The organism is Stenotrophomonas sp. YJH_SMC_105-26 (assembly GCF_059368915.1).
In genome coordinates this window covers 521237-534680 of the sequence record NZ_JCAFSD010000001.1, presented here as the reverse complement: position 1 = coordinate 534680, position 13444 = coordinate 521237, and the positions used below count along the sequence as shown (strand labels likewise).

The following is a 13444-nucleotide window of genomic DNA, read 5'->3' as shown; positions in this document are numbered from 1 at the left end:
TTGAGAAACCTGCATCGCAAGATGCAGGTTTTTTTTTGTCGCTACACTCTGCTGCTGCAACCATGGATGCCGATCATGCGCGTGCTGCTGTCCTCGAGCTTCCTGCTGCTGGCGATGGTGCCGTTCGCCACAACGAAGGCCGCGCCTTCCACCTGGCATCCGCCACAGGGCACCACCGAGCTTCCGTTGTGGCCGCAGGGCACGGTGATCGCGCCGCCGAAGTTGAAGGGGCCCGAGCAGGTCAGCGAAGTGATCTCCGAAGCCAGTGGCGAACACTGGATGATGCTGCAGAACGTCGCTGCGCCGACCCTCATCGTGTTTCCACCGAAGGGACCGGCCACCGGCACCGCAGTGATGGTGGTGCCTGGCGGAGGCTATCGGGTGCTGGCGATGGACCTGGAAGGCAGCGAGATCTGCGGCTGGCTGACCGCACAGGGCATCACCTGTGCATTGCTGAAGTACCGGGTGCCAGCCTCTGGCCCGAACTGGGACCCCGAGTGCAACTGCCGCGACATTCCGAAAGTGCCGATGGCCCTGCAGGATGCACAGCGTGCAATGGGCCTGCTGCGCGCACAGGCCGAGCGCTGGTCAATCAATCCCAAGCGGATCGGGGCGATCGGCTTTTCCGCCGGTGGTCACGTGGTGGCGGGACTGAGCACGCACGCGCTGCGCAGCTACGCGCCGGTCGATGCTGCGGATGAGCAACCCAGCCGTCCCGATTTCGCGATGGTGATGTATTCCGGGCACCTGTGGGCAGGGCACGGGAAGGGATTGTCGCTGGTCAGGGACATCACCGTGGATGACAAGGTGCCGCCGACGTTCATCGCGCAGGCCACCGACGATCGCACCGATGACGTGCGTGAATCGCTGGCCTATTACCGTGCCCTGGCGGACGCGGGCGCGCCGGTGGAAATGCACCTGTTCGCACGCGGCGGCCACGCATTCGGGCTGCGCATGAAGGATGCACCGGTCGCGGCGTGGCCGCAGCTGGCCGAGCGCTGGATGCAGGATATCGGCATGCTGGCGGAACGCCAGTTGTAGAGCCGAGCCATGCTCGGCTGCCTGTGTGAAGCCGAGCGTGGGCTCGGCTCTACAGTGCCAGCTCACCTCTGCAGAAGGCCACCAGCGTGGCGATCGCCACCGCCAGGATCGCGCCGAACAGTACCCACTCCCAGCGCGTGAATACCCGCTCGCCGCGCTGGCGCCGGGTCAAAGCGAACAACACCACGCCGGGCACGTACAGCAGTACCGACAGCAGCAGGTTGTCCAGGCCGCCGGCATACACCAGCCACAGCGCATAGGCGCTGGCCAGCAGTGCGACCCCGAAATCGCGCCAGCGCACGCCTGGTTCGCCGGCGTAGGCCTGCCCGCGCCAGGCCAGCTGCACGCCGAACGCGGTGGACAGGAAGTAGGGCACCAGGCTCATCGACGCAGCGAGCAGCACCAGCCCGGTGTAGCTGCCCGAACTGACCAGCACCATCAGCAGGAACAACTGGATCAGGCCATTGCTCAACCACAGTGCATTGGCCGGCACGCCACGCGCGTTCTCGCGGCCGAGGAAGGCCGGCATGGTGCCATCACCGGCGGCGGCATACAGCACTTCGGCGCACAGCAGCACCCAGGCCAGCAATGCGCCGAGCACGGAGACGATCGAACCGATGATGATCACCGTCGCGCCCCATTCGCCGACGATGGCGCGCAGCACGTAGGCCATCGACGGGTTGGGCAGCCCGGCAAGCTCGGCCTGCGACAGCACGCCCATCGACAGCAGGCTGACCAGTACCAGCAGCAGCCAGACCCCGAGGAAACCGATCACCGTGGCATGGCCGACGTCGGCACGGCGCGCGGCACGCCGCGAATAGATGCTGGCCCCTTCGATGCCGATGAACACCCACACGGTCACCAGCATCATGCCGCGCAACTGCTGGCCGAGGTCGCCGAGTGCGGGCGTACCGAGGAAATCGGCGCGGAACACGTCCATGCGGAACGCGCCCGCCGCCAGGATCAGGAACAACGCGATGGGCAGCAGCTTGGCCACCGTCACCAGGCCGTTGACGATGGCGGCCGTGCGCAGGCCGCGCAGCACCAGCAGGTGCACGGTCCACAGCAGCAGTGATGAAGCGGCTACGGCGGCGGGTGTATTGCCTTCACCGAAGACCGGCACGAAGTGGCCGAGGCCACTGAAGATCAGTACGAAGAAGCTGGCGTTGCCGAGCACCGACGCCACCCAGTAGCCCCACGCCGCGGAGAAGCCGATGTAGTTGCCGAAGCCTTCGCGCGCATAGGCGTAGATGCCGGTATCCAGGTCGGGGCGACGATTGGCCAGGGCCTGGAACACGAAGGCCAGCATCAGCATGCCGGCGCCACTGACCGCCCAGCCGATCAAGGCGGCGGCCGGGCCGGCGCTGCGCGCGACGTTCTGCGGCAGTGAAAAGATGCCGGCGCCGACCATCGAGCCGACTACCAGTGCAGTCAACGCGGGCAGGCCCAGCCGTTGCGATGTCGCGGCCATGGAGATCCCCTGCGGCGCGAATGCCGCGAGCATACGGTAGCCATGTCCTCGTGAACATGTCCGCAAGAGTCAGCAGGCAAGCGCCAGCCTGCAGGAACCGGCCCGCGTGAAAACGACGAAGGCCCGGGCAACGGCCCGGGCCTTCGAAGGTGACGCTGCAACCGGTCTTACTTGAACGTGTACTTGAAGCCGACGGTGTAGTAACGGCCCAGCGCACCGGAGAAGTGCATCGGGTTGTAGTTCACCGCGCCGTAGGTGGTCGGATCGAGCGGGGCGATGCGGTCGAACACGTTGGCCACCGAGGCGTTGAGTTCGAACGAGTCGTTGATGCTCCAGCGACCGGACAGGTCCATCGTGGTGAACGAAGAGATCTTCTTCACCGGCGTACCGTCAGCGTAGAAGGCCAGGTAGCTGCCACCACGGCTGTCGATGTTGTCCATCTTGCTGATGTAGTTGACGATGCCGCTGACGCTCCACGGGCCCTGCTTCCAGGTGGTGCCGAAGTTGACCTTGTCCTTCGGCGTACCGATGCAGTTGGTGACGTCGCAGTTGCCGTGGGTACCCACGTAATCAACCGTGTCGCCGCCTTCGGTGCGCTCGAACTTCAGGATGTGGCTCCACTGCAGGTCCAGCTCCAGCTGGCCCGGGCCGATCTCGAAGGTCTGGCGGATATCGGTATCGATACCGCGCACGCGCGACGAGCTGGCATTCACGTAGCCGGTGTTGACCGCCAGGATGGTGCCGCTGTTGGCCACGCCATTGAGATTGTTGCTGTCGCGCAGCACGTTGCCGGCCAGGATCGCCGCCGCCGTGCTGCCCTGCACGATCTCGTTGGTACGCTTGATCTGCCAGGCATCGACGGTCATCGAGGTGGTCGAAGTCGGCTGCAGCACGATGCCGACCGAGTAGCTCTTGGACTCTTCCGGCTTCAGCAGCTTGTTCGGCTTGGTGATGATCGCCACCGAATTGGCGCCACATTCGCTGGCAGCGCCGCCGCTGATCTGGCAACGCACCGGGTCGACCGCAGTGGAGAAGGCGGCCAGGCCACCGTCACCGTTCTCGGCCGGGTTCGGCGCGCGGAAACCTTCGGCGTAGCTGGCGCGCAGGGCGATCCAGTCGGCCGGGGTCCACTTCACGCCCAGCTTCGGCGTAGCCTTGCCTTCGCCGCTTTCGTACTTGTCGTAACGCAGGGCGCCGGACAGTTCCAGCTGTTCCAGCACCGGTGCCGACAGTTCGACGTAGCCGGCGTAGACGTTCTGGGTGCCGTCATAGGCCGAGTAGCCCAGGCCGATGATGTCGCCCTGGTCGGTGTAGGTCTGCGGGGTCAGGCTGTTGCTGGTCTTGCGCCACTCGGTACCGATCGCCAGGCCCAGCGGACCACCCTTCAGGTCCATCAGGCTGCGCGAGACGGTGAAGTCGAACATGTCCAGGCTGGACTTGGCGCGGGCGCTGATCGTGGGCGAGATGTAGTCGTACAGCGCCTGCGAGTTCTTGCCGGCATCATCACCGATACGCCACACGCCACCGGCGCAGTTGGCATTGCCCAGTGCACACTGGACGGCGCTGTAGCGCAGGAAGCCGGTGCGCTTGTTGGTCAGGTCGGTGCCCGAGTGCAGGTAGGCGGTGTCGTAGCTCCAGTCGCCCCAGTTGCCCTTGATGCCGACCAGGAAGCGGTTGAACTCATTGGTGTTGTCGGTCACGCGCGGGCCGACATCCCAGGCCGAGTAACGCACGCGGCGCGCCGTGCCCGGGGTCGGGTTGTCGGGATGGTTCGGGCCCAGCACGGTGGCACCGGGGCCACTGTTGGCGTTGACCGGGCCGCCCGGATAGCCCCAGCCGCCCGACACGCCGGACGGGGTGTTGCTGAAGATGGTTTCCTTCTTCGAGTAGCCGATCTCGGTGTAGATCTCGCCGCCTTCACCGAAGGCGAAGCTGGCGCGACCGAACACGTTGACGTACTTCTCTTCCGGAATCAGGTCGCGGTACTGCTGCGCCGGATCCCACAGGCAGCCATCGGCGGCGATGCTGGCCGGGGTCTGCCCACCGATGGTGGTCAGGCCGGCGCAACCCGGCAGCGGCACCAGATGGCCGGTGGCGTCGAGGTAGGAGCCATTCGGGCCGGAACCGCCGGAGGTGCCACCACGGGTGTAGGCACCGCCGAGGAACTGGGCGGTCTTGTCATAGCCCCACGGGCGGGTGTCACCGGTACCGATCCACTTGCGGTTCTTGCGGTCGCTGATCTTGATCGCGTCGGTCTTGCCAACGTCCAGGCTGAAGAAGGCGTTCCAGCCATCGGTGGCCAGGTCGCCGGTACCGGCGGTCAGGGTTGCCTTCCGGGCGTCGCCATCGCTGTCACCGGACAGGCCGTAGGAGCCACGCAGGATGGCGCCCTGGAAGTCGCTGCGCAGGATGATGTTGACCACGCCAGCGATGGCATCGGAGCCGTAGATCGCCGAAGCGCCGTCCTTCAGGACTTCCACGCGCTCGACGGCATCGAGCGGAATGGTGCTGAGGTCGGTGAAGACCTTCTGTCCGTCATCGGCCAGGCCATAGGTGGCCATGCGGCGGCCGTTCAACAGTACCAGCGTCGAGCCGGCGCCCAGGCCGCGCAGCGAGATGCCGGCACCACCGCCGGCGAAACCGTTGCCGAAGGTCTTGGGAATCGAGCCGGCGCCATCGGCGGTGATGGTCTGCAGGTACTCGGCCAGCGAGGTCTTGCCGGTGCGGTCGATTTCCTGGCGGGTCACCACCTGCACCGGCGACGGTGTCTCGGTGTTGGTGCGCGGGATGTTGGAGCCGGTGACCGTGATGCGGTCGAGGTTGGTGGCCTTTTCCTGCGCGAAGGCGGAGGAGGAAGCGACGGCGCCGGCCAGCAGCAGGGCGCCGCCGGTGAGGATGTGGGTGATGGACGATGCCAGGGTGCTGCGGCGGCGGCTGGCGGGCCGTTGGATCGGGTGTTTCACAGCTTCTCTCCTAACTGGAAAACCGTAGCGTTGAGGGCTGTCGCCGGATCGATACCGGGACGCGCCAATCTAGGTTTCCTGCAGGTGACGAAGTCGTGAAATTTTGCTTAATCGGTAACGCTTGGTCCCTGGCCTCTCCGCATTTCCCGGGCAGCGGCAGGGACCGGCCCGGCGCGAGGCCGGGCCGGTGGTGGGGCTCAGTCGGGCAGCGAGAACTGTACCGGTACCAGGCCGATGGCCGGAACTGCCACGCCGTCACGCTGGGCAGGCTCGAAGCGCCAGTGCCGGAGCACCTGCTGGCGGGCGGCCTGGTCCAGGTTGCGCGAGCCGCTGCTGCGCTCGACGCTGACCGCGACCGGTTGGCCATGGCTGTCCACTTCCACCCGCAACAGCACCGTGCCCTGTTCGTGGTTGCGCAGGGACTGGATGGGGTAGGTCGGCGGCGGGGCGCTGCGGTACTGCAGCTGGGCGCCGGCCAGAGGGGTGGACGTGTCGATGCTGGGCGCCAGCTGCGGCGGAGCCGGTTCGGCGGCCGGCAACGCGATGCCCTGGGTCTCCTCCACGGTCGCGGTGGGCGCGGGCAGTGGCGGCACCACCGGCTGCGTTCGCGGTTTCGGCACCACCTGGACGATCTCCTTGGGCGTGACCGGAACCGGCGGCGTTGGCGGTGGCGGGATCTTCTCGATCAGCCGGACCGGCGTCTTTTCACGCGGGACCTGCACGGCCTGGTAGGTCGCAGGGATGAGCAGCAACAGGAAGGCCAGCAGGTGCAGGGCGATCGCCGCGCTCCAGGCGGCCACCCGGGCGGGGTCGAAATGCAGGGATGCAACGGGGTACGTACGAACCATGATCCACCTCCATGCCAGTGACGAAGTCCTCAACGCACCAGGGCCCGTGGCGGGGTTGCCGCACGCGGCTGGCAGTCCATCAGTAGCGCGGCACGGCGGCTACTGCCTAGAGGCAGGGGCATGATCGTTGGGCTGGCCTTCAGCCAGTGTCGGCGGAGGGCACGAAAAAGGCGGGCCCCCTGCGGGACCCGCCTGTGTCGTCGACCGCGGCGGACGCGATCAGCGGCCCAGTTCGAACACCACGTCCAGGTTGACCGAGACGGTCGATTCGCCCGGTGCGACCGGGGTGGCCTTGTCCATCGCCGCACCGGCCGCCATGGTGCGCATCATCTGCATCGGGCGGAAACCGCCGCTGCTGTTCTCGGAGATGCTGACGATGCGGCGCACCTGCAGGCCCAGCGACTTGGCATAGGTCTGGGCGCGGGCCTGGGCCTTCTTCAGCGCGGCCAGGCGGGCTTCGTCATAGACCGGTTCCGGCTGGTCGATCTCGAAGCTGGGGCCGTTGATCTGGTTGGCGCCCTGAGCGGCCAGCGCATCGAGCACCTTGCCGAGCTTGGCGATGTCACGGACCTTCAGGCTGACCGTGTTGCTGGCCTGGTAGCCGGTGATCTTCGGCGCCTCGTTGTCGGCATAGCGGTACTGCGGGTTGAGGCTGACGCCGCTGGTCTGCACGTCGCGCTCGGCGATGCCGGCGGCCTTGATCGCGGCCAGCACCTTGTCCATCTGCTGGGCGTTCTGGCGCATGGCACTGTTGCCGTCGGCGGCCTGGGTGACCACGCCGGCCGACAGGGTGGCGACGTCCGGCACGCGGGTGGCCTCGGCGTTGGCCGAAATGTTCAGCAGGGTGCCTTCGGCCGCGGCGGCGATCGACGGCGACGACGTAGCGGCATGGGCGGTCATCGAGGTTCCAAGGGCGAGGGACAGGGCGAGCAGCAGCGGGGTGGCGGTCAGGCGCATGGGATCTCCTTGTTGTGCGGTGAGGGTGGTGTCGTAGCGATGAACGCGCTGTGAGCCTGTCCGGGGTTGTACGCGTTCCGTAACGGGTTGCCGACGATTCAGGTGACGGGCTCAGGTTATGCTGTGCCGATGCTCTATCTTGCTTCCCGCTCCCCCCGACGCAACCAGTTGCTGGCCCGACTCGGACGCCCCTTCCAGGCCCTGGACCTGGAGGTCGTCGAGCAGCGCGCCGCGACCGAGAGTGCCGAACAGTATGTGTGCCGGGTCGCCGCCGACAAGGCGCGCGCCGGCCTGGCCCGGGTGCTGGCCGAGGACCCGCAGGCGCGGGTGCTCGGCTCGGACACCGAGGTGGTGCTGGACGGTGAAGTGTTCGGCAAGCCGGCCGACGCCGCCGGCGCGCGCGCGATGCTGGCGCGCCTGGCCGGGCGCACCCACCAGGTGATGACTGCGGTGGTGGTGGTCGGCGCCGACGGGCTGGACAGCGAACTGGTCATTTCCGAAGTGACCTTCGCCCCGATCGCCGCCGCCGACATCGCCGCCTATGTCGCCACCGGCGAGCCGTTGGACAAGGCCGGGGCCTACGCCATCCAGGGCGGGGCCGAGCGCTGGATCGAACATCTTTCCGGCAGCTACTCCGGCGTCATGGGGCTGCCATTGCTGCATACCGATCGTCTGCTGGCGCGCTGTGGCGTGCCGGCCCCCACTGCCGATGCCGCCAGGGAGGCTGCCGATGTCTGAGGAAATCCTGGTCAATGTGACCCCCCGCGAAACCCGGGTCGCGGTGATCGAGAACGGCATGCTGCAGGAACTGCACATCGAGCGCGGCTGGCGCCGGGGTGTGGTCGGCAACATCTACAAGGGCAAGGTGCAGCGGGTCATGCCCGGCATGCAGGCCGCGTTCGTCGAGGTCGGCCTGGAGCGCGCCGCGTTCCTGCACGCCAACGACGTGGTGCGCCCGGCCCCGGTGGCCAGTGCCGACACCGAGAACACGACCCTGCCGCCGCCGGCCAGCGTGCCGATCGTCGAGCTGCTGCGTGACGGCCAGGACATCGTGGTGCAGGTGGTGAAGGACCCGATCGGCACCAAGGGTGCACGCCTGACCACGCAGATCAGCATTCCCTCGCGCTACATGGTGCTGCTGCCGCAGTCCAAGGTGGTGGGGGTGTCCGCGCGCATCGAGGATGAAACCGAGCGCGCCCGCCTGAAGGCGCTGGTGACCGAGTTGTCGGCGCAGCACGGCGGCTACGGCTACATCGTGCGCACCAACGCCGAAGGGCAGCCGGCCGAGGCCATCGCCGAGGACATCGCCTACCTGTCGCGCGTGTGGAACGTGGTCGAGCGCCGCGGCCGCGAAGCGCCGTCGTGCAGCATCATCTATGAAGACCTGAGCCTGCCGCTGCGGTCGGTGCGCGACCTGATCCGCAAGGACGTGGACAAGGTGAAGGTGGACTCGAAGGAAACCTTCGGCCAACTGCAGGCCTTCGTCGCCAAGTACATGCCGGTGCTGGCCGAGAAGCTGGAGCTGTACTCCGGTGACCGCCCGATCTTCGACATGTTCGGCGTGGAGGACGAGATCGGCCGCGCGCTGGACAAGCAGGTGCCGCTGAAATCCGGTGGCTACCTGGTGATCGACCAGACCGAGGCGATGACCACCATCGACGTCAACACCGGCTCGTTCCTCGGCCAGCGCAACCTGGAAGAAACGGTGTTCCGCACCAACCTGGAAGCGGCGCAGGCGGTGGCGCGGCAGCTGCGGCTGCGCAACCTGGGCGGCATCATCATCATCGACTTCATCGACATGGATGATGCGGAGCATCGTCGCCAGGTGCTGCGCACGCTGGAAAAGGCGCTGGCCCGCGACCATGCCAAGACCACGGTCTATGATTTCTCGCCGCTGGGCCTGGTGGAGATGACCCGCAAGCGTACGGTGGAAAGCCTGGAGCGCCAGCTGTCGGAGACCTGCCCGCAGTGCAGCGGCCGCGGCAGCATCAAGACCACCGAGACGGTGACCTACGAGATCTTCCGCGAGATCACCCGTGCCGTGCGCCAGTTCGACGCTGCGCGCCTGCTGGTGATCGCCTCGACCAAGGTGGTCGCGCGCATTACCGATGAGGAATCCTCGGCGGTGGCCGAGCTGGAAGAGTTCCTCGGCAAGAGCATCCGCTTCCAGGCGGACGAGCAGTACCTGCAGGAGCAATTCGATGTCGTTCTGCTCTGATCCTCGCCGGCTGCAGGCCGGCGGTGGCCGATGAGCGCGCCGCCGCGCCTGCGACTGCGAAGGATCCGCCGTCATTTCATTGCCGCCTGTGCGGTGGGCCTGGTCGGGCTTGCACTGCTGGTGGGCACGCTCAGCCAGCTGCTGCCGCTGGCCGAGCGTCATCCTGACAGGATTGCCGCCTGGCTGAGCGAGCGTGCCGGCCAGCCGGTGCGTTTCGACCAGCTGCAGACCGCCTGGACCCGTCGTGGCCCGCTGCTGCAGCTGAAAGGCCTGCGCATCGGCGCCGGGCAGGGCCTGGCGATCGGCGAGGCCGAGGTGCTGGTATCGATGTACAGCGGGCTGCTGCCCGGGCGCTCGCTGACCGAGCTGCGCCTGCGTGGCCTGGCGCTGGATCTGCAGCAGGGCGAGGACGGACGCTGGACGGTGCGCGGGCTGCCGCAATCGGACAACGGCGGCGATCCGCTGGATGCGCTGCGCCGGCTGGGCGAGCTGCAGGTGATCGGGGGGCGCCTGGGCGTGCACGCGCCGACGTTGGGCATCGACACCACGCTGCCGCGCATCGACCTGCGCATGCGGGTCAATGGCGATCGCCTGCGCGTGGGCGTACGCGCCTGGGCGCAGCCCGAAGCGCTGCCGCTGACCGCGGTGCTGGACGTGGACCGTGCGCGCGGCAACGGCGAGGCCTGGCTGGGCGCCGACCCGGTCGATTTCCACGCCTGGGCGCCCTTGCTGGCGGCTGGCGGCGTGCGCCTGCGCGAGGGCAAGGGCGAGTTGAACCTGTGGTTGACCCTGCGCGATTTCGCGCCGGTGGCGCTGACCACGGATTCGGACCTGCGCGACGTGCGTATCGATGGCGCACCGATACCCGGCATGGCGGCGCCGCAGCTGCAGCTGCAGCGACTGCAGGCCCGCCTGCGCTGGCAGCGCCAGGCCGAGGGCTGGGCGCTGCAGGTACCGCAACTGCGGCTGAAGAATGAAGACGGCGAGCAGCGCCTCGATGGCCTGCAGCTGCAGGTCGGCAAACAGCTGCAGGTCCGTTCCGGTGAAGTGCAGGCCGGCATCGCACTGCGTGCGCTGGCCCTGAGTGATCGCCTTGAGCCGGGCCTGCGTCGCTGGCTGTTCCTGTCCAGGCCGCAGCTGGACGTGCGCGCGTTGCAGCTGTCGGGCGAACGCGATGGCCCCCTGTGGGCGCAGGGTGAACTGCAGTCGCTGGGTTTCGCCAGCGTGGGCAACTCGCCCGGCCTGCGCGGCCTGGGCGGGCGCTTTGAAGGCGACGCCGACGGCTTCAGCCTGCAGCTGCAACCGCAACGGCAGCTGCAGTTCGATTGGCCGACCGGCTTCGGCGTGCGCCATGACCTGCACCTGGCCGGACAGATCGTGGGCTGGCGCGACGAGGGCGGTGGTTGGCGGATCGGGACGCCGGCGATGCGTGTGGAAGGCACCGACTACGCGGCCGACGTGCGCGGCGGGGTCTGGTTCCAGGGCGACGGCACGCGGCCGTGGCTGCAGCTGGCCGCGAAGCTGGACGACGTGCCGATGACGGCGGCCAAGCGCTTCTGGATCCACTCCAAGATGAGCAAGGGCGCCACCGACTGGCTGGACATGGCGCTGGCTGGCGGCCAGGTGCGCAATGGCGTCGGCCTGGTCACCGGTGACCTGGACGACTGGCCGTTCGACAACAATGATGGCCGCTTCGAGGCCACCGGCCACATCACCAATGGCGACATCCGCTTCCAGCACGACTGGCCGCTGATGAGCCAGGTCGACGCCGACATCGCCTTCATCGGCCCTGGCTTCGACATGCGTGGACGGGGTGATCTTGCCGGCGTGGCGGTACAGAAATTCGAAGCGGGCATTCCGGACTTCGGGCACCAGCCGTTGTACGTACGTGCCGACGCGCCGAGCGAGGCCGGCAAGCTGCTGGCGATGCTGCGCCAGAGCCCGTTGCACAAGGATTACGGCGATACGCTGGACAATCTGGTCGCCAGTGGTCCGGCCCATGTGACCTTCGATCTGCTGCAGCCGCTGCATCAGGATGAAGGCGAGGGCCACCTGCAGGGCACGGTCGATCTGGCCGGCGTGAAGCTGGTCGACAAGCGCTTCCAGCTGACCTTTGACAACATGCACGGGCAGGCGCGCTACAGCAATGGCGGTTTCGGCGCCGAGGACCTGGCGGTGCGCCACCTCGGCCAGGAAGGACGGCTGAGCCTGCGTGCCGGCGGTTACGTGCATGACAGCACGCGCGCCTTCGAGTCGCAGCTGACCGCCCGCCTCGATGCCAGCGTGCTGATCGACCGTGCTCCCGAGATGGCCTGGCTCAAGCCTTACATCAACGGCAATTCGGCCTGGACCATCGGCGTCAACCTGCCCAAGGTGGCGCCCGGCGCACCTGCGCCGCCGAGCGAGCTGCGACTGAGTTCGGACCTGGTCGGCACCCGGCTCGACCTGCCGGCGCCGCTGGACAAGCCGGCCGCCGAGCCGCTGGCGACCACGGTGGCCGCGCAGCTGCCGATGGGCGCCGGCCGCATCGACGTAGCGTTCGGCCAGCGCCTGGCCCTGGCCGCGCGCAGCCACAACAACCAGACCGGTGTGCAGGTCACGCTGGGCAGCGACCATGTCGACCGCGAGCCGCCGGCGAGCGGACTGACGGTCAATGGCCGCAGCCCGACCCTGGATGCGCTGGAGTGGATCAGCCTGGCGCGCGGTGGAAGTGACGACGACGCGATGCCGCTGCGCGCGGTCGACGTGCAGGTCGGCCAGCTCAAGCTGATCGGCGGAGTGTTCGAGCAGACCCGGCTGCAGCTGCACCCGGGCCCGCAGGCACTGGACGTGCGCCTGGACGGGCCGTCGCTGGCCGGCCGCCTGACCGTACCCAACGCCGACGGCGGCACCATCAGCGGCCAGCTTGACCGCGTGCACTGGCAGTCACTGCCGACGGCACCGGGGGCGGCCGCCGCGCCGGCGCGGGTACAGGCCGGTGCCAATGACATGGACCCGGCCAAGCTGCCGCCGTTCGCGCTGGACATCGCCGACCTGAAGTTCGGCAAGGTGGTGCTGGGCCAGGCGGTGCTGCGCACGCGCCCGCTGGCCAACGGCCTGAACGTGGACGCGTTGCGCTTCCGCGCGCCGGACCAGGAAATCGACATCACCGGCCGCTGGCTCGGCCGTACGGGCGGCGCCCGTACCGAACTGACCGCGCAGGTGCGCAGCGAGGACCTGGGCGGGCTGATGCAGAACCTTGATTACGGCGGCCAGCTGCGCGGCGGTTCCGGCCAGGCGCAGCTGCAGGCGGCCTGGAGCGGGGGGCCGTCGGACTTCCAGCTGGGCAACCTGCAGGGCAGCCTCGACCTGCATGCGCGCAATGGCCAGCTGCTGGAGCTGGAGCCGGGCGCCGGCCGCGTGCTGGGCCTGCTCAGCGTCGCGCAGCTGCCGCGGCGGCTGATGTTCGATTTCCGCGACTTCTTCTCCAAGGGCTTCGCGTTCAACCAGATCGAGGGCAGCATGCAGTTCGGTCAGGGCATGGCGCGCACCGACAAGGTGCTGATCGAAGGCCCGGCGGCCAACATCACCATCCGTGGCCAGGCCGACCTGCGCAACCAGCAGTTCGACCAGACCATCGACGTCAACCCGCGCGCGGGCAACCTGCTGACCGTGGTCGGTGCGGTGGCCGGCGGCCCGGTGGGGGCGGCGCTGGGCGCGGCCACCAATGCGGTATTGTCCAAGCCGCTGGGCGAGATTGGCGCCCGTACCTACAAGGTGACCGGTCCATGGAAGGAGCCGAAGGTGGAAGTGATCGAGCGCAGCCGCGACAAGACCCCATCACCGCCCGTGCCGGCACCTGCACCGGCCATTCCGCCGACCGTCACCGACCTGCCGCGCTCGCGCTGAGCACAGCTTCCTGTTCACGGGGCTTGCCTGAGCGCCCCCGCACCCCCAGATCGAAACC

General features: G+C 68.0%; 8 protein-coding genes. 4 read left to right on the top strand and 4 right to left on the bottom strand.

Annotated elements, in window-relative coordinates:
* Nucleotides 1–75: 75 nt before the first annotated feature.
* Nucleotides 76–1041, top strand: coding sequence for a prolyl oligopeptidase family serine peptidase (locus AC5P7F_RS02585; RefSeq protein ID WP_164077468.1), 966 nt, complete (start codon nucleotides 76–78; stop codon nucleotides 1039–1041).
* 49 nt (nucleotides 1042–1090) lie between these two features.
* On the opposite strand, the gene AC5P7F_RS02580 is transcribed toward AC5P7F_RS02585, so the two are convergent.
* The 4 genes from AC5P7F_RS02580 to AC5P7F_RS02565 form a co-directional block, all read right to left on the bottom strand.
* The gene (locus AC5P7F_RS02580) at nucleotides 1091–2512 is read right to left on the bottom strand and encodes a basic amino acid/polyamine antiporter (RefSeq protein WP_164077467.1); all 1422 of its coding nucleotides are present in this window, start codon (nucleotides 2510–2512) and stop codon (nucleotides 1091–1093) included.
* Nucleotides 2513–2679: 167 nt separating this feature from the next.
* Complete coding sequence (locus AC5P7F_RS02575) at nucleotides 2680–5475, bottom strand: TonB-dependent receptor (RefSeq protein ID WP_014647941.1); 2796 nt, start codon at nucleotides 5473–5475, stop codon at nucleotides 2680–2682.
* 197 nt (nucleotides 5476–5672) lie between these two features.
* Nucleotides 5673–6323, bottom strand: coding sequence for an energy transducer TonB (locus tag AC5P7F_RS02570; RefSeq protein WP_049406597.1), 651 nt, complete (start codon nucleotides 6321–6323; stop codon nucleotides 5673–5675).
* A 219-nt stretch (nucleotides 6324–6542) separates the two neighbouring features.
* Entirely contained in the window at nucleotides 6543–7280 is a 738-nt protein-coding gene (locus tag AC5P7F_RS02565) for an SIMPL domain-containing protein (RefSeq protein WP_032961946.1), read from the bottom strand.
* A gap of 129 nt (nucleotides 7281–7409) precedes the next feature.
* Between AC5P7F_RS02565 and AC5P7F_RS02560 the strand changes: the two genes are divergently transcribed.
* From AC5P7F_RS02560 to AC5P7F_RS02550, 3 genes are read left to right on the top strand one after another with little or no spacing between them, the layout of a single operon-like run.
* The gene (locus tag AC5P7F_RS02560; RefSeq protein ID WP_032961948.1) at nucleotides 7410–8018 is read left to right on the top strand and encodes a Maf family nucleotide pyrophosphatase; all 609 of its coding nucleotides are present in this window, start codon (nucleotides 7410–7412) and stop codon (nucleotides 8016–8018) included.
* Nucleotides 8011–9498: a ribonuclease G gene (gene rng / locus AC5P7F_RS02555; RefSeq protein WP_005418079.1), complete on the top strand. Its 1488-nt coding sequence runs from the start codon at nucleotides 8011–8013 to the stop codon at nucleotides 9496–9498. The genes AC5P7F_RS02560 and rng overlap by 8 nt, the downstream gene beginning before the upstream one ends.
* Before the next feature lie 30 nt (nucleotides 9499–9528).
* Nucleotides 9529–13386, top strand: a complete 3858-nt coding sequence (locus tag AC5P7F_RS02550; RefSeq protein WP_164077466.1) for a YhdP family protein — start codon at nucleotides 9529–9531, stop codon at nucleotides 13384–13386.
* Nucleotides 13387–13444: the final 58 nt, after the last annotated feature.

What these genes read in the sequence shown, in the direction of transcription:
- AC5P7F_RS02585 (WP_164077468.1), top strand. Translation starts at nt 76, where the DNA reads ATGCGCGTGCTGCTGTCCTCGAGCTTCCTGCTGCTGGCGATGGTGCCG.
- AC5P7F_RS02580 (WP_164077467.1), bottom strand. Translation starts at nt 2,512, where the DNA reads ATGGCCGCGACATCGCAACGGCTGGGCCTGCCCGCGTTGACTGCACTG.
- AC5P7F_RS02570 (WP_049406597.1), bottom strand. Translation starts at nt 6,323, where the DNA reads ATGGTTCGTACGTACCCCGTTGCATCCCTGCATTTCGACCCCGCCCGG.
- AC5P7F_RS02565 (WP_032961946.1), bottom strand. Translation starts at nt 7,280, where the DNA reads ATGCGCCTGACCGCCACCCCGCTGCTGCTCGCCCTGTCCCTCGCCCTT.
- AC5P7F_RS02560 (WP_032961948.1), top strand. Translation starts at nt 7,410, where the DNA reads ATGCTCTATCTTGCTTCCCGCTCCCCCCGACGCAACCAGTTGCTGGCC.
- rng (WP_005418079.1), top strand. Translation starts at nt 8,011, where the DNA reads ATGTCTGAGGAAATCCTGGTCAATGTGACCCCCCGCGAAACCCGGGTC.
- AC5P7F_RS02550 (WP_164077466.1), top strand. Translation starts at nt 9,529, where the DNA reads ATGAGCGCGCCGCCGCGCCTGCGACTGCGAAGGATCCGCCGTCATTTC.